General features: G+C 43.8%; 14 protein-coding genes and 1 pseudogene. 3 read left to right on the forward strand and 12 right to left on the reverse strand.

What is annotated here, in order from left to right; translation table 11 throughout:
• Positions 1–110: 110 nt before the first annotated feature.
• From L8S15_RS13390 to L8S15_RS13410, 5 genes and pseudogenes are all read right to left on the reverse strand, one after another.
• Positions 111–2,465, reverse strand: a pseudogene (locus L8S15_RS13390) (arylsulfatase).
• 230 nt (positions 2,466–2,695) lie between these two features.
• A complete protein-coding gene (locus tag L8S15_RS13395; RefSeq protein ID WP_010432889.1) occupies positions 2,696–3,541 on the reverse strand; it encodes a LysR family transcriptional regulator in 846 nt (281 codons plus the stop codon).
• 3 nt (positions 3,542–3,544) lie between these two features.
• Complete coding sequence (locus L8S15_RS13400; RefSeq protein WP_016787559.1) at positions 3,545–4,870, reverse strand: anaerobic sulfatase maturase; 1,326 nt, start codon at positions 4,868–4,870, stop codon at positions 3,545–3,547.
• Between the two features lie 297 nt (positions 4,871–5,167).
• Positions 5,168–6,301: an outer membrane protein transport protein gene (locus L8S15_RS13405; RefSeq protein WP_016795545.1), complete on the reverse strand. Its 1,134-nt coding sequence runs from the start codon at positions 6,299–6,301 to the stop codon at positions 5,168–5,170.
• Between the two features lie 779 nt (positions 6,302–7,080).
• Positions 7,081–7,563 carry a MarR family transcriptional regulator gene (locus L8S15_RS13410; protein ID WP_010432882.1) on the reverse strand — a complete coding sequence of 161 codons (483 nt, stop codon included), beginning with the start codon at positions 7,561–7,563 and terminating at the stop codon, positions 7,081–7,083.
• 130 nt (positions 7,564–7,693) lie between these two features.
• On the opposite strand from L8S15_RS13410, the gene L8S15_RS13415 reads away from it, so the two are divergent.
• Together L8S15_RS13415 and L8S15_RS13420 are read left to right on the forward strand one after the other, a co-directional pair.
• Positions 7,694–8,602 (forward strand): DMT family transporter, encoded by a 909-nt coding sequence (locus L8S15_RS13415; protein ID WP_016785536.1) that lies wholly within the window; start codon positions 7,694–7,696, stop codon positions 8,600–8,602.
• A complete protein-coding gene (locus tag L8S15_RS13420) occupies positions 8,599–9,192 on the forward strand; it encodes an NAD(P)H-dependent oxidoreductase (protein WP_016787557.1) in 594 nt (197 codons plus the stop codon). The genes L8S15_RS13415 and L8S15_RS13420 overlap by 4 nt, the downstream gene beginning before the upstream one ends.
• A gap of 275 nt (positions 9,193–9,467) precedes the next feature.
• Here the strand turns inward: L8S15_RS13420 and folM are convergent, their stop codons facing one another.
• The 7 genes from folM to L8S15_RS13455 all read right to left on the reverse strand — a co-directional run bounded on the left by folM (position 9,468) and on the right by L8S15_RS13455 (position 15,531).
• Complete coding sequence (gene folM / locus L8S15_RS13425) at positions 9,468–10,184, reverse strand: dihydromonapterin reductase (RefSeq protein WP_016766986.1); 717 nt, start codon at positions 10,182–10,184, stop codon at positions 9,468–9,470.
• A complete protein-coding gene (folE, locus tag L8S15_RS13430; protein WP_010432850.1) occupies positions 10,181–10,819 on the reverse strand; it encodes a GTP cyclohydrolase I FolE in 639 nt (212 codons plus the stop codon). The genes folM and folE overlap by 4 nt, the downstream gene beginning before the upstream one ends.
• Positions 10,820–10,829: 10 nt before the next feature.
• The gene (gene folX, locus L8S15_RS13435) at positions 10,830–11,207 is read right to left on the reverse strand and encodes a dihydroneopterin triphosphate 2'-epimerase (RefSeq protein WP_010432847.1); all 378 of its coding nucleotides are present in this window, start codon (positions 11,205–11,207) and stop codon (positions 10,830–10,832) included.
• Between the two features lie 86 nt (positions 11,208–11,293).
• Entirely contained in the window at positions 11,294–11,818 is a 525-nt protein-coding gene (folK, locus tag L8S15_RS13440; protein ID WP_016766985.1) for a 2-amino-4-hydroxy-6-hydroxymethyldihydropteridine diphosphokinase, read from the reverse strand.
• Positions 11,819–12,284: 466 nt separating this feature from the next.
• The gene (locus L8S15_RS13445; protein WP_010432840.1) at positions 12,285–12,530 is read right to left on the reverse strand and encodes a hypothetical protein; all 246 of its coding nucleotides are present in this window, start codon (positions 12,528–12,530) and stop codon (positions 12,285–12,287) included.
• Between the two features lie 228 nt (positions 12,531–12,758).
• A complete protein-coding gene (locus L8S15_RS13450; protein WP_016786018.1) occupies positions 12,759–13,103 on the reverse strand; it encodes an SMR family transporter in 345 nt (114 codons plus the stop codon).
• Positions 13,104–13,344: 241 nt separating this feature from the next.
• Positions 13,345–15,531, reverse strand: a complete 2,187-nt coding sequence (locus L8S15_RS13455) for a metallophosphoesterase (RefSeq protein ID WP_280573543.1) — start codon at positions 15,529–15,531, stop codon at positions 13,345–13,347.
• 510 nt (positions 15,532–16,041) lie between these two features.
• Between L8S15_RS13455 and L8S15_RS13460 the strand changes: the two genes are divergently transcribed.
• On the forward strand, positions 16,042–17,190 hold the full coding sequence (locus L8S15_RS13460; protein ID WP_012601124.1) for an S-(hydroxymethyl)glutathione dehydrogenase/class III alcohol dehydrogenase: 1,149 nt from the start codon (positions 16,042–16,044) through the stop codon (positions 17,188–17,190).
• Positions 17,191–17,342 lie beyond the last annotated feature (152 nt).

A 17,342-nucleotide genomic window follows, 5' to 3' on the forward strand; every position in this document is an offset into this window, starting at 1 on the left:
ATGTACTTATGTACTTATGTGTTTACGCACTTAAGCGCTGAGCCCGGAATGAACGAAAAAAGCCGTCTATCAATACCCATTGTCATCGGTATCAATAGACGGCATACACTTTATTGTTCTAGGTACTTAACACGAACTTCTTTGATTTTGCCGTCAAATTTGAACGGCATATCATCATAATAAGCTTGTGATACTGGCGAGCCTAAATCAGAGCCAATATCAAACCCATCATTGAATGAGAAGAACGAAGGCGCTGTTTTTGGAACCACACCAGAGGCGAACGTTTCACCATTCACCTTGATGGTGATATCGAAAGGCGTAAACGGCCCCGGCTTAGTCGCTTTAGATTCAACTTCTATCGTCACTTCACCTTCTGGTAACACTTTCTCAGATTGGATATGTGTGTGTTCCATCAAAAACAGGTTGTACTCATAGTTAAGTTTTCCGTCTTTCACGTACACCGTCATACCACCTGAGAATGCACCGACCGCGTAGAGCACACCATTCGTATCAGGAGTAACCACCGCATCAAACTCGACGAGCGTAGAACGGTTGCCGACTTTTGGTGCTGCAATTTCAGGGATTCTGGTGATTTCATCAGGATACGTCCATTGCGTATATTTACTCTCTGGCGCATCTTGCGGGCTGTGTGCTGCAGTAGACCATAATGATCCACCAATCGGGAATGCTTTGTTATCCTGCGCTTCTTGCCTGAAAATCGCCTTCATTTCTTCCAGTTTTTCAGGGTACTTATCAGCCAGATCAACCGCTTGAGACCAGTCCTCATCAATGTGGTATAGCTCCCATTTATCAGTTTCAGGGCTCCACTCTCTAAAACCTTCGGGCATACCTTGAACCCAAGGTGCTCTTGGCCCAAACGCACTCGCAAACCAACCATCATGATAGATACCGCGACTGCCTAAGATCTCAAAGTATTGGGTTTTCTTCTGCCCTTTCACATCCGCATCGTCAAACGAATAAGTCATGCTTTTACCATCGATTTCATCTTGAACATGACCGTTGACCACTTTAGGTGGTGTAATGTCTAAGATGTCGTAGATAGTAGGCGCGATGTCGTTAACGTGATGGAATTGCGAGCGTGGCGTCGCATCGGGTTCAATTTTCGCTGGCCAACGCACCGCAAGAGGTTGACGTGTTCCACCAAAATGAACCGCAACTAACTTGGTTGATTTATAAGGGGAGCTGCCTGCCCAAGCCCATGCTGCATGCGCCATGTTCTCAAATTTAGGACCGCCTAGCTCATCAATTGAACCGACCTTATTCATCGCTTCAATTTGTTGCTTTGTCGTGGTTGGAATGGCGTTTTGAGCGAGCAATTCAGCAAGCGTGCCGTTTTGCCCTTCCGATGACGCGCCATTGTCACCCCACAAGTAGAAGAAGACAGTGTTGTCTTTGTAGCCAAGCTCATCGATTTCATCGACCAAACGACCAACCTGAGCGTCGGTATGCTCAATGAAGCCGGCGTACACTTCCATTAAACGTGCTTGGAATGCTTTTTCATCTTCAGGTACATCGTCCCACGCAGGCATACTTTCAGGCCTTGGTGTTAGCTGCGCGTTTTCAGGAATCCAACCCATTTTCTTGGCTTTTTCGTATACGTCTTTTCTGTATTCATCCCAACCTGCGTCAAATTTGCCCTTGTACTTATCAGCCCATTCTTTAGTTACATGGTGAGGGCCGTGTGCCGCACCACTAGATCAATACATCATGAAAGGTTTGTCAGGCTGCAGAGACTTGTGCTGACGCATCCACTTTATCGCTTGATCCGCAAGATCTTCACTCATGTGATAGCCTTCGCGGTGGATTTTTTCTGGATCAACAAACGTGGTGTTTTCCACCATAGTCGGTTCATATTGAGATGCACCAGCACCAACAAACCCATAGAAATATTCAAAACCATAACCCGTAGGCCAATTATCAAAAGGCCCCGCAGCTGTGGAATCTAACGGGTGAGTGTTGTGCCATTTACCAAAAGCAGAGGTTGAATAACCGTAGTTTTTAAGTACTTCAGGAAAGGTCGCACTGGTTTTCGGGATCACCCCTGCATAACCATCCCAATCGTTAGCATATTCCGCAATAACACCCGCGCCAACACGGTGATGGTTTCGACCAGTAAGCAATGAAGCTCGTGTAGGCGAACACATCGCTGTCGAGTGGAAACGGTTGTAGGAAATACCTTCACCAGAGATTTCATCTAATGTAGGCGTATCGATTGGACCGCCGTAAGTCGACGTTTGGCCAGGACCTACATCATCGATCATCACGATGACGATATTAGGAGCATCTTCAGGTAAATGGTTGGAAATAGGACGCTTGTTATGAGTAGATTCAGCAAGAGTATGTTTGGCCACCGAGGTCGATGGCTGACTAGGAAACGGTAAGACCTCTTGTGCGACAGAACCCGCAGCAAAACAAGACATCATGATGGCACTAAGCTTTTTCATTCGGACACCTTTGAGAACAGGAATTAACTCCGGTCTACCTGTTGTGCTAAAGACATCCGTATACCGTCATTTAGCGAAGCAAAATAGATCAGAGATGTAAAACTCAATGGCGAGGGGTCAAAGAAAATAGCCTCAGCACCAATGTAGTTTTTCAGTGCTAAGGTTATTCAAAAGGGGGATATGCAGGTAGAGCGTGGCGTTTATATCAGCAATAAGTGGGGTTTATAGTACTAATCCGCGCATCCTAGGTGTGCTCGAATAGTTTCTCTAACTTTTATGTGGTTTTCTGTTTTTTGATAGCGTCGATGGTAAGCCAGACAGTATTCCAATGGCTTATGCTCTATCGGGTTTTCCAGTACTTGAAAATTTAAACGCTCTTGCCAATTGAGTGCAAGATGTCGAGGTACGATCGCAACTCTATCGCTGATGGTGACATCAAGCAGCATCGCTGAAATTGAATGGGTCTTGCATTGGATATTCCTACTTTTTGGACTCTCCAAGCGGATATGTTCGAATCCATCCATTCCTTTCCATTGGGTAGCTAATGCGACATGCCCCTCTTCATAGAATTGATTCCGTGAAATATGACCATGAATTCTTGGATGGTCACGACGGCACACAATAACGGTCGATTCGCTGAATAACGGCTCAGTGACAATGGAGTGGTCTTTGACCATAAATATACCCACGGCTAAATCGACAGATAACGATTTAAGTTGGTGCAGCAGTATTTCCTGATCTAATGGAGTATGTTCTATCATCATTGACGGTAGAACGGGCAAATCCAATGCCAGCGCCTCGTTCACATAAACCGAATAAGTAAAACGCTCACTCAAGGCATTTTGTATTTCATCAAACCCAACGCGAAATCGAGTGGCTAAACGAATGGCCATCGCGGTCGGTTTCATCGTCCGCCCCTCTCGATAAAACAGGGGCTCACCAATCTCTTGTTCCATTCGCTTTATAGATGCACTCACCGCTGGTTGCGTGATACCTATGGTTTCAGAGGCTTTGGTATAAGAGTGATACTGGTAAACTTCTAAGAATACTTTTATCAAATTCAGATCAAAATCCATGGTTTACCTTCTTACTCCGCAGCAATGTTTGTATTTTATACCACTTCCACAAGAACAGGATTGATTACGACCAATGGTCACCGAGCTTTTGCTTACAACTGCTGTCAGCTTCACATCTTGATAAGCCAATGCCCACATGATTTCATCTGCAAAACGACCAACAGATAATAGCCTACGCATTTCTTTCATGTATTGAGCACTGTACTCGAAGAATTTTTTATAGCCTTGGCAAAAATAGTTATGCCCTGGATGTCCGCTTGAACTGCGTTCAAAACGATGTTTTGGACACCCTCCATTGCAGGCAAACTGAAATGGGCATTTTTTACAGTCGGGAGTCAATGTTGTTTGTTTTTGTAGACCGAATTCAATGGCTTGCTGGCTGTTATTGCATTCAGAAATCGATTTATGATGAATATTGCCCAAACGATGTTCAGGGTATACATAATGGTCGCAATTGTATAAGTCCCCGTTCGCCTCAAGAGCAAAAGCATGACCACAACGTTCAGTAAAATGACACATTCCAGACTGCTGTCCGCACCAAGCACTCAACGTACTATCAAACATATTCACAAAAATGGAGCCCACATCTTTGCGTACCCATACATCAAAAATATCACAAAGAAATTCGCCATAGGCTTGCGAAGGCACCGACCATGACGTCACTTCCGCTAAAGGCTCATCGGGTAAGACAAGTTTTAAATCCGTTTCAGAACATGTTTGCTTCGCTCGTTCGACCAACGGAATAAACTGAATATACGTTGAACCAATCTCTTTCAAATGCTGATACACCCGCTTTGGATGCTTTACATTTTCATTATTGACGACGGTAAGCGTATTAAACTCAACACCATGCTTTTTTAACAATTCGATACCTTGCATAACTTGAGCATGTGTTTGTTTACCCGAGCGGGTGACTCGGTAAGCATCGTGTAGATCTTGTGGCCCATCAATGGACACACCGACTAAAAAGTGATGTTTTTTGAAAAACTCACACCAAGCATCGTTAAGCAAAATACCGTTGGTTTGAAAGGTGTGTTCAAGTTTTTTTCCCTTTCCGTACTGTTCACATAACTGCATGGCTTTTTCAAAAAACGCGAGCCCCATCATTGTTGGTTCACCGCCCTGCCAAGTAAATTGAACATGGTTGTTGCTTTGAGCTTCAATGGTCTGCTTTATATAGGAACTTAGCGTGTCATCACTCATTCGCCAGTTTGTTTGACGTTCAGGATAGAGTTGGTGTTTTTCAAGATAGAAACAGTAACTGCAATCAAGATTACAGACAGAGCCGGTCGGCTTAGCCATTACGTGACAATTGTGAGGTGCTTGCATGAGTGAACCTTATAGTCAGCCCATCCATTGTGGCTAATTAGTGAGAAGCGTCCATAAGTGTGTATCACCATTCTATAGGTTCAGTTTCTGGCTAAATAGTCGGTGGTGGTTACATTTACTATAAACAGGATTTATAGTTCATACCTCTGAATAGCTCAAATCCACGACCACCGACAAATATCGACACATTTTAGTGATTAACCAAAGCCTTCTTCTGCTCTCTACTCTTATATTCTTCTGCTTTGGTTCTGGGTGAGTTTAAAGTGTATAACTCGACATCTAGGCTTGTTAAACGAATCAGTGACGATAAGAAAGGGTCACAAAGTGAATACGGTTATCTTCATAACTTCCTGTTGGCTGGAGTGTCACGTTGTCGGCTGTGATATCCGCGGTTCCATTATTTTGATATTGATACGCTAAACCTAACTTGTTGCCAGATTCAAGCTCATACTCACTACCAAACCCAATGCGCCATTGCTGGTCAACGGGCAGTAGTACGTCTCGCTCATTCTCGTTCACTGGAGAAGAGTCGTAGCTAGCGCCACCATAAATCGTAAACTTATCCATCTTATGCGCTGCGCCAACGCCTACAGAATAGGTCCATGTATATTTGTCGTCATAATCTTCCCAGTTTTCAAACTTAGCGTTAACCATTACATCGGTTTGTTTGGAAAGAGCATGCTTAAGCCCCAAGTCGATACTAGTAACCCAAGACAAATTCGCGGTTGGATTCACATCTAGCGACGTTTCAATATCAATTTCATGGTCTGTTTTATGGCGATATTGCAGACCCAAGTGTGTATTGTCGCTCAACGTGTAGTAAGAGCTCAGAGCAAAAGAAGGAGCAACACTGTCACCGGTAGCAAGTTCTTCCAATTGAGTGTTCACGCCACCAACGACGTCTATCTTCATGTATTGAAGAATCAAAGAACCGCCAAGGGAGAGCTTGTCTGTAACTTGATATGAAACACCAGTTGTAATATCGACGACAGCAATAGCATTCTCTGAAATGGCATTGATTGGATTAGCGCCGACACCATTGCTATATTCAGCACCTAAGCCACCCGCGGAATGAAGACTAATTCCAAGTACCGCTTTCTTATTCACTCTTTTAGCATAAGAGGCGTGAGGTGCGATTAATCCCTTTGAGGCTTCAGTGCTTTCTCCTGAATCATCACGAGTGAACTGGTTGAATACATTGATATACTGAGCGCCCGAAACATACGAGCGATCTTCAATGCCAGAAAGTGCAGCGGCGTTTGAGATTGTTGCAGAAGAGTCAGAACTATTTGTAACGTTGGCGGCCCCTGCTGTTGCAACGCTTTTGGTTGTCGCTATTTGAGACATGCTTAAGCCAGCACTATTGACCCAAAAGGGGGAGAGAGTGGCACATGCAACCACAACATTGAGAGCGACTTGCGTCATCTTCATTTTATAGATTCCTTAGGATGTTTCGAGAGAATTTTTCGGCGTATTGCACACATGCAACAAGCCCACACTTGAACCATCCGCAATAAAAGCTAGAGCGTTCACGTAATTAGTAATTAAGTGGCGCCCGAACCTTTCTTGTCATTCAACTCAGCCACAAAACTCAATATTGTCTTGGATTTCGTTTAACTTAGACCAATTTCACTTGTAGATTTTCGATGCCCCGATTCATATCCGCATTTAACGTGTCATCACTCATTTAACAATTGATTAGGTGTCCAGGACAGAGTTGGTGTGTTTCGAAATAGAAAAGGGAGTTGCAACCAAAATGACAAACAGAACCCGTCGACTTGGCCATTAATGAAAACGGTCCATATAAGTGTGTTCCACTATTCTATAGGTTCGGTTTTGGTCTAAATAGTTGGTGGTGATTACATTTACTATAAACAGAATTTATACTTACTAACTTCGCAGTAGCGGGCTGAAGTTGGTTGCTTAGTCGGAGGTAATCTTGGGGAATATATCCACTTAATGAGGTTACTATTTGTAAGTCAGACTCCACTATCTGGAATAAGTGGGAGTAGACAACGTAACGCAGAGTTGGGCACTTTTGAGCTAGAAAGTGCCACGGTAAAAGTTCAACCTGAGAAGATTCTGGACAGAAACTTGCTAGCTCTTCAGCTCTAATTACAGCGTTCCGGTTAATTTTTAGTATCGCAAGCCATCATTAACAGCCAGTAAACGAGTAAAGGAATATTGAAAACCTAAAAAGCGACTGTTCGTTATTGCCTTTCCAACAGTATCTTTCTCAACAAACTTGCCAACTGATCTTGTTCTTGGCTACTAAGTACGCTCAGCATGTTATCCATATTAGCAACATGTGCATTTAATGCTGTGTCCACCAACTCAACTCCCTTTTGAGTCAGGGTAACTTTACAGCTGCGTCTGTCTTCTTCACTGGCAATACGTTGGACAAAACCACGTTTTACCAACTGTTCAATACGTGTACTGACCGCACCAGACGAAAGCATCAGAGTTTGATACAGCTCAGTAGGAGTGACCACAGTATCGCTGCGGCGCATAGTAGCCAAAATATCAAACTCAATACTACTCAGCCCATGTTCTTGAAAAACCGACTCCAAATTCTTCTTCCATATACCACTGGTTCGACGTAATCGCCCGACAACACCCATTGCTGAGCAATCCAGATCCGGCCTGACTGCAAGCCATTGAGCAAGAATTTTATCAACTTTATCTGATGTCATTTTTATCTCTCAAGTAAATATCTTTTCAAAAATATACTTGATTAAAGATTAGGCTTCCATTACTTTAATAAAAGTATCTTTTGTAAAAGATACTTTTATTAAAGTAATAACTAGTCAGTTAAGGAGAGTTATGAACAGGATTCAACAAGTTAAGACAATAGCGTTAACCGCAATTGCACCTATTATCTGGGGCAGTACCTATATAGTCACAACGGAAGCGCTACCTCCAGAAAGTCCGCTTATTGCTTCAACAATCCGTTCGCTTCCTGCTGGTATATTGCTTGTGCTTATTAGCCGAACGGGGCTAACTGGATTGTGGTGGCTCCGTATGGCAGTGCTAGGTTTTCTGAACATCGGGCTATTTTTCTATTGCTTATTTTTCGCGGCAACCTACCTACCGGGTGGCATGGCATCGATGGTGATGTCTATTCAGCCGGTGATTGTAATGATCATGAGTTGGTACCTATTGAGTGCCAACTTCTCTTCACAACAACTGACCGCTAGTGTGTTGGGAATTCTCGGCGTAGGCCTGCTAGTGCTTAACAGCTCAGCCGAAATCAATATTGAAGGTGTGGCTACCGCCATACTTGGAACGCTGAGCATGGCTTTAGGCGTGGTGCTGACAAAAAAATGGGGACGTCCTACGGGCATGACGATGCTTGGGTTTACAGGTTGGCAATTGTTATTTGGCGGCATCATTTTGCTACCAGTCTCGCTTTGGCTAGAAGGCGTTCCAAACCAACTTACGTCAATCAACTACCTAGGCTATGGATACCTAAGCCTGATTGGTGCCGTTTTGGGTTACTTTCTGTGGTTTCGCGGTATCGAGAAACTGCCTCCGGTGACCGTCTCTTTTCTCGGATTTCTAAGCAGTGTTTCTGCCTGTTTTCTTGGATATCTAATCCTAAATCAAACACTGACCTGGCCCCAATTACTTGGTGCCTCTGTAATTCTATTTTCAATTGTGCTGGCTACGCCTCGCTCACCATCAAACCAATCAACTAACACAATTTCAGACCGTAAAAAGGAATTAATATGAATATTACAATCGTATCAGGAAGTCAAAGAGCGCATTCTCAGAGCCTAAATGTTGCCTATTACCTACAAACACTGGCTGAGCCTCATTTTGACAAGGCAACCGTTCTCGATTTACACCAACTGAATCTACCGTTTTGGAATGAAGGAGTATGGCAAGACAGTGAGGAGTGGAAACAATGGAAACCTGTCGCTCAAATCCTTAAGAAATCGGACGCGTTCATTTTTATTACCCCAGAATGGCATGGAATGGCAACGCCGGCATTAAAGAACTTTTTGATGCTGACCACTGACGAGGAACTGGCTCATAAAGCAGCGCTGCTGGTGAGCGTTTCAGCGAGCGTAAATGGTGTCTACCCGATCAGTGAATTACGGATGACGGGTAATAAAAACAATCATGTGTGTTTTCTGCCTGATCATCTGATGTTTCGTAACTGCGAAGATATTCTGACAACTGAACACGAATGTACCGACCTGAATCTGCATGACCGCAGCGAATATACCATGAAGCTACTAGCTGCCTACGCTAATGCACTAGCTCCAGTGCATCGCGATATGATCAATATAGGTAAAAAGTTCCGCTATGGGATGTAGCCACTAGCAATACAAAAGTCACCTGCCCAAACATGTGGTTCTTGTTAAGAACGAAGATGAGTAGTCATACGCTCGCTTATAATTATCCTAATTATTCGAATACACCGTATAAGGATAAAGTGAGCGTAGTACCCTATTCATCTTCATATTAGCTCTGGGATTGAATGCCTGAATTAACAGCCTATAAATAAAAATTAGCACTAACAATAATTGGATCAGAAGCGGTTTAGATAGTTCCATTGACTGTGCTTCCACAAGCTCTTACTACAAAGGGGTCACTTCAAATGCCTGCCGCCATCAAGGTGCAAAGTCCTTCCTGTCATATAATGACTAGCCAGAACAAACTTAATACCATCTATCACTTCTTCAAAGCCTGCCTCGGCCGGAATCAGAGCTTTTTTCAGAGCTTTGGTTTTGTACGCCTCATCGTCATTTTCATTAAACTTAATCATAGCTGGAGAAACGGTATTTACTTTCACCTTGGGAGCCAGCATTGCAGAAAACGATAGCGTCAGGTTGTTGAGCGCTGCTTTACTAGCAGCGTAGGCAATGTGTTTTTTACTGCCTTTTTCCGCAACGTAATCACTGATGTGAATGATGTCTGAAGTGTGATCGTCAGACATCAGTTGGTCTTTGAGTGTTAAGTTGATCAGATAAGGCACGGTGGCGTGAATCGTCATCATCTGGTGCATGATTTGTGATGCATTTTCACTTGGATCTTTCTTGTTCTCAGGCTTCCAGTCGGAAGCGTTGTGTATGATGGCTCGAATTACCTTGTATTCTTGACTAACGTAGTCAAGAAAGCCCTCTAAGCTACTTTGTTGATAAAAGTCTACCTGTTGCAAGTCTGCCCCGTTGTCTCGCAATAGCTGTAATTGGGGATAGTGGCTGCGGTAGGTGCCAACCACTTTGTACCCTTCCGCTAGAAGTTGCTGCGCCAAAGCGAAGCCTAGACGTTTTCCAACGCCAGTTATTAGTATGGTTTCACTCATCGTAAAAACTCAGCTCTGGTTTGAGGGTTAGTTTTGAAGATACCACCGAGAGCGGTTGTTGAAGTTTCAGAGTTGGCGTCCATGACACCTCTAGATTTAACGCAATAATGGGTTGCTTTAATCGTCACGGCCACGTTTTCTGTTTCAACTAGAGTCTGTATCGCGACCAAAATTTGCTGGGTAAGGCGCTCTTGGACCTGAGGGCGCTGAGCAAAGAATCGTACAATGCGGTTTATTTTAGACAGCCCAAGAATCTTGTTTTCAGGGATATAGGCCACTTCTGCTAAACCATCGATGGTAATGAAGTGATGTTCGCACGTCGAAGTTAAATCTATATTCGATACCTTGACCATTTCATCAACCGACATTTTGTTGTCTATCACACTGATTTTTGGAAAGTTATCATAATCTAGACCTGAAAATATCTCATGAACGTACATCTTTGCAATGCGATGGGGTGTTTCAGCGAGACTGTCATCGGTTAGATCCAACCCAAGCGTACTGACAACTTCCGTTAAAAGTCCTTTAATGCGGTTGTACTTCTGATCAGGATTCATTTCGCTCGGTATCATCGGGGTTTCAAGTCCTTTTTCGAGCAAAGCTTCTCTTACTTTTTCGGCTTCCGTATTTAACATGACTCACTCCTTATGAATTATTGTCGTTATCTGCTTCATAGCTCAGGGTGAGCGAAACAGAGTCGGCAAAACGCAGAGCATGAGGCTTGTCAATTCTCACTTGAGCGTATTGAACCCATGGATGGTCGATACAAATGCCGAGTACGTCGCTTGTTAACTTTTCAAGAAGCAGAAATCTTCCTGATTCGACGTGTTGAATAATTTTTTTGCAGATATTTTTGTAGTTGAGAGCATTGTCCACATCATCAGAGAGACAAAGTTTATTAGCGGGGTAATGGATTTCTGCATTGATGACGATGTCTTGCTGCTTGGTTTTTTCTTCTTCGTTAAAGCCGATGAAGGTTCTTAATCTGAGATTTGTGATGGTAATGATAGCGTTGTGATTCATAACAGTGTCCAATCCTTAGAAAGTGAAGTCAGTTACGTGCATGTTTTAAGAAAAGATCATTAGAACGCGAGCGATTACAATTTCAGTCATTCATTTTGCAGTCGTTGCAAGGGCTTAATGAAACTGAGATCAAAAGGGATGGGTTTAGTTTTCTGACTTAACTGGTCAAAATTTTTCCAGATCTGTTGAAACGAAATGTCTAGAGTGGGGTGAAGTGTTTGCGCGGCAATATCGACTAACGGCCTGAGCACAAAAGCGTATTCGGTGATTTCGCCTCTAGGCAGTTCTACCCCGTCGATCATGCCCACTTGATTGCCATAAAGAAGTATATCGATATCCATCGTACGTGAAGCATACGCTTTAGTCTGACGCTTACGATCATTCTCTATTTCAATTTGATGTAGAACCTTAACCAGTTCTGCGACAGAGAAGTCACATTCGAATCCAACGACTAGATTTAGGAAATTATCCCCTTCAAAACCAACAGGCTCGCAATCGTAGAAATTAGAAATGTGTAGGGGTGCAAAGAGGTGACTTAATGCCTTAAGAGATTCTGTGATGTGATGTTCGCGGTTAATGTTGCTTCCGATGCTTACATAGACTGTAGCCATATTATTTTCTTCCTTTTTAGTTGGCCTATACGTCCAACTCGCTATGAAGATCAGCTATGTACTCCTTTTAATGTCAGGAAGATAAAAGAAAAATACGCATCTGTGGCAAATTTAGATATTCACGCAATAGAACCATTATCTAGAACAATTCCCATGCGAGCGCATATGACGGTTGATAAGCTGTAACACCAATCTTGAAGATGATGATGCACAGAGCTACAAATAGCATTAGCACTAGACGCACCCCACTGAAAGCCTGCTCTGAGCACAACAAGCATGGTGTGCTCCTCATCATGATTATCGACTCTTTTCGATGCATGCTTGGAGGGGGTGCCATCGTGGATAAGCAGTATCGGTTTGATTTTTGACCTAAACCATTGTTGGACAGAGCTTTGTCAACATGAATAACACCGATTGAGAGGTTCGATAGGGGTAAGCGAGTTTTATAACCCCCTACCCCATTCGCTTACTCTTTGGTCTGGTGCCCCGTCTTCTTCGCAAACTTTTGCATCGCCTCGGCAAACGTTGTTGTCCCGCCTTTCGCTTGAACTTGCACCACCTTATATCCCATATTTTCCAGCGCTACACGCTCTGCTAACACGGCTTTGTCATCTTGTTGACTGCCTTTAACAGGCTGATGAATGTAACACCCCTCTAGTTGACCATCTTCGACCAGTTGGTGGTGTTTCAGTGCATTGATATCAAAATTCATAGTAAGTCTTTTAGTTTAAGTTGGGGAGTCACTGCAGCAAGGCCGGAAGTATTTACAACTTTATCGCATATACCAAAAGGCATTTTAACCCCAAAAAGCTGACGCTGATACAGGAATCCACTGACATGTAATCGAGTACTATTTACCTTAGAAAGGGAGAGGTATGCAACGCTCCACCAAATGGTTCGATCCATGCTCAAAACACAAGAAACGCGAGCTAGACCTTGCTCAGTGGCTCACAGACGATGAAAACAGGTTGATAATCACTACGCCAGATAAAATCAAAGCGATGCCAATGATCGCGAAGATATCGAGTTTTTGTCCGTAGACCAGCCAAGACAGAGCTGCGACCAGCACGATCCCTGCCCCACACCAAATCGCATACGCCACACCCAAAGACATGGTTTGCACTGTTAAAGACAACAGATAAAAGGCACAGCCGTAGCTAGCCAATACTGCGGCAGTAGCCGGTAAATAAGTAAACTGTTGCGTTTTAGGCAATAGAGAAGTCGCGACAACTTCAAGCACGATGGCGAGTGACAGCATCACTGGCGGTGGGAGAGATAAAAGCATGTTTAGGTCCACAACATTAAATTCGGCGGCTAGAATATTGTAGTTTTATGTCTAATTCATGTGTTTTTCAGTAAGTAATTATTATGACATACCCTAAGAGAGCTTAACCAGAAAACCAATGAATAAGTCCCAACCCACTCATTCATTTAAAAACAAAAGAACCCGCTAACTCATGGCTAACAGGCTCTTTTTAATCGAGATATCAAGACACTTAGTCTTTAAAAAAGCAAAGCTGCAACGTTTAGCTTACTGTCGTAGAGCCTCTAAGAATATCGCGCTTCACTTCACCTTTCAGATCGGTCAGTGTTTGCTGGTCGATATCAATCAAGAAGTGGTCACTCGCTTGGCCTGTTGCGAATTTTTCAAGAATGACAAACAAGCTACCAAAACGAGAGCGGAATACCTCTCCCACGGTATATTGGCCAAGGTCACCCAGTTCAGAATCCACCGTACCATCAAATTCTGAAAGCTCTCGGCTTAGCAACTCGTATTGGCGAAGTTGTGTTTCACCGATATCACGGAATGCCAGTTCGTCTGCATTACGTAGTCGGTAGAAATCTGTCGCTAGTAGCTCACCGCTCCACTCTGCAAAATCAGCTAATTCTAGTCCTTCTAAAGAAGCCAGCTTTTGAGCAACAACCTTAGCTGTCTCCCAATCTCGTTGGAATTGCTCGTAGTCATCCACACCATTTTCAACACAAGTACCTACGTCGTAGCCGAGTTTGTTCGCTAGCTGACAGACCGTGAAGTTGGTTTGTAGCTGAGACATAATCATCATCTCTTCACCGTTCATTTCCATGATCATAGCGCGCATCTCTAGCGGCCAGTCACCCGGAAGGAAACGCAGACGCGTTAGTTCACGGATGTGCCAATCAGTCAGTTCGTAGTAGTTTTCTGAATCCAAAATGTCTTTGTTCCAGATTTTCGCTTGTGCTTCTGGGTCTCCGACTGCAGCTTGAGTAAGGTACTCATGCTCTTCTTCATAGTGACTGAATAACTCGTTGTAACGTGCCACTTGGTCGATAATTACTGTCTCAACTTCGATCTGATTATCTGGGCGAATATTTAAGAGCTTATATGCAGGAACATAACCTGCTAGCGATGGTGCTTGGATATTAAAAAGGGTGTGCTGAACGCCATCAATATTGAAGCTCTTCTTACCGGTATCGTTAAAGTGCATGTGACCGCCAACGTGGATATTTAAGCCAGTCGCTGCTAATGCGCGGCTAGTATTGTCATCCGGTTCACGAGCAAGTTGATGGCTCCCCTCACCGAACAGATCTTCAATCTCTTCAGAGGCACCGTTATAGAAATCGGTCATCGGGAAGTGCGAGAAGGAAACCAGCGTCTTGTTCTGCTCTTTCGCCGCCTTTACCACATCAGAGATCCAATCGATCACATGCTCTTTGTGAGTCAGCATCATGTTGTAACCAGCGTTGCTTGAACCGTCAAACGTGCCACCATCGACAGAATTATCAGACGAGTTTTCTTTCGGGCGATAAACGTTCGCGTCGATCGCCAACAACCAAAGTCCTTTCACTGGCTCTACTAAGTAACTGGTATCCGGCACTTCAGAACAGCTTGTGTAACCATTTTCTTTGTAACTGCCACCTGTGCCTTCGTAACAGATCTCATACATGCGTTTATCAAAGGCCGCTTCTTCTTTCGCTAAATCATAGCTGTAATTAGTTCGAGCTTGGTCGGTGCTGTAAGGGGTTTCAAAGTAGAGGTAATCTTGTTGAGGGTAGAAGCCGTGAGTACCAAGGATACTCATGATCTCTTCATAGCCCCACTCGCGTACTTCTTCAGTACAAATCGTGTCTAGGCTGTCACCTTGGCCTGGAATAGTTGTCCATTCATCGTCATAACCAACACACTCTTCTTTACCAAGGCTGAAGATGCGTTGCTCTTTACCACCTTCTCCTAGGTAATCAGATTTACCTGCGGGAATTGTAAATGGACGCACTGGATCGTGGTTACCAGGTGCTGCGAAAAATTCAAGGCCGTGTGTATCACGGTAATGGTCAAAAATACTAACCAAACCACGCATATGGACTGGCTGCCCGTCATCACTAAAGTCACCCGGCAAGGCCACATACTTCACACCACGCGCAACCACATCATCCAGTGCTGCGATCATCGCAAAGTAGTTTTCATTGAAAAGACGAGTAGAGTTCATTTGAGATTCCATCGTTCGAATTGTCGCATACTCACGACTATCCGAGTTGTAGAGTCCTGCGAACGAACCGTCTTCAAATTTACCGTAAACATCATGGAAGTGGATATCTGGCATGAATGCGACTTGTACTGCGCTCTCTAGATTACCGTTGTCATCACCTGGTGAACTATCACTTGACGAATTCGAATTGCAACCAACCAGCGTGGCGGCTATCAAGCCTGACAGTACGGTCAATGTACTCTTTTTCATTTTCTCTTCCCAAAAAGTTAGAACTAAAAATTTGGCGAGGAGATTAGGTGAGAAAAATGACATTATTGTTTCGGATATCTTACAAAACGTTGCAGACAGAGCACTTATGCGACCTAGCTTCAATCCTTAAAATTCAATTAGTTAGTAACGATTATAAGTATTGATAACTCTATCGTAGGAATCAGTTATTAATATATAAGCTGGCATAACACAACCACTAAAACATCAATGATAACTATGCATTCAGACTATTTGGATAAGTAGCCCTCCATCAAAACCCGACTCGATCTGAATAAAGTAATTACTGGGAACACAGAGCAGATCTTCATACTAACTATTACAAATACGTAATAATCATTTTCTATTTAAGGGGATTATCAAAACATGCACTCACACCTATACTAGCTCCAACAAAACGAGAGAGCGGAAACAATTAAGCTCAACTACTCTTAACGGGTTGAAGCTAATTGCACAGTTATCCGCTGTACTGACATATATAGGAAGCATCCAATGACAATCGAAATTAAACCTGGTCAAACTCATATCAAATCAAAAGCAATGGTTGCATGGGCAGCTGGCGAGCCACTAAAAATGGAAGAAGTTGATGTACAACTTCCTAAAGCTGGTGAGGTTCTAGTTCGCATCGTTGCTACTGGTGTTTGTCACACTGACGCATTCACATTATCAGGTGACGATCCAGAAGGTATCTTCCCTTCAATCCTTGGTCACGAAGGTGGCGGTATCGTTGAGATGATCGGCGAAGGCGTTACAAGTGTTGAGATTGGCGACCACGTTATCCCACTTTACACAGCTGAATGTGGCGAATGTAAGTTCTGTAAATCTGGTAAAACTAACCTGTGCCAAGCGGTTCGTGAAACGCAAGGCAAAGGCCTAATGCCAGACGGTACAAGCCGCTTCTCTATCAATGGCGAAACAATCTTCCATTACATGGGTTGCTCGACTTTCTCTGAGTACACGGTACTTCCAGAAATCTCTCTAGCGAAAGTAAGCAAAGAAGCACCACTTGAAGAAGTTTGTCTTCTAGGTTGTGGTGTAACAACGGGTATGGGCGCGGTACTGAACACAGCTAAAGTTGAAAAAGGCGACAACGTTGCTGTATTCGGCCTTGGCGGTATCGGTCTTTCTGCAATCATTGGTGCTCGCATGGCTGGTGCTGACCGCATCATCGGTGTTGATATCAACGAGAGCAAATTCGAGCTAGCTAAACAGCTTGGCGCGACCGACTGCATCAACCCAACTAAATTCGACAAGCCAATCCAAGACGTTATCGTTGAGATGACAGACGGTGGTGTTGAGTACTCTTTCGAGTGTATCGGTAACGTAAACGTAATGCGTCAAGCACTTGAGTGCTGCCACAAAGGTTGGGGCGAATCAGTAATCATTGGTGTTGCGGGTGCAGGTCAAGAGATCTCAACTCGTCCATTCCAACTAGTAACTGGTCGTGTATGGCGTGGTTCTGCTTTCGGTGGTGTTAAAGGCCGCTCTGAGCTTCCAGAAATCGTTAACCGTTACATGGCAGGTGAGTTTGGTCTTCAAGAGTTCATCACTCACACAATGGGTCTGCAAGACGTAAACGAAGCATTCGACCTAATGCACAAAGGTGAATCTATCCGTACTGTTCTACACATGGATAAGTAACACCCCTCGGTCTCGGCACTTAGGTGTCGAGACCACAGTTCTGACTTAACCATCAGAGCGAAACTGTCTTCACCACCTCCTGCCCGGTGGGTGGTGAAACTTTAGATAATATAGACATGTTATTCCCCAAAACCATCAACCTAACGGAGCAC

It is taken from the genome of Vibrio sp. S/42/10, from assembly GCF_029890535.1.
GTDB classification, from domain to species: domain Bacteria; phylum Pseudomonadota; class Gammaproteobacteria; order Enterobacterales; family Vibrionaceae; genus Vibrio; species Vibrio cyclitrophicus.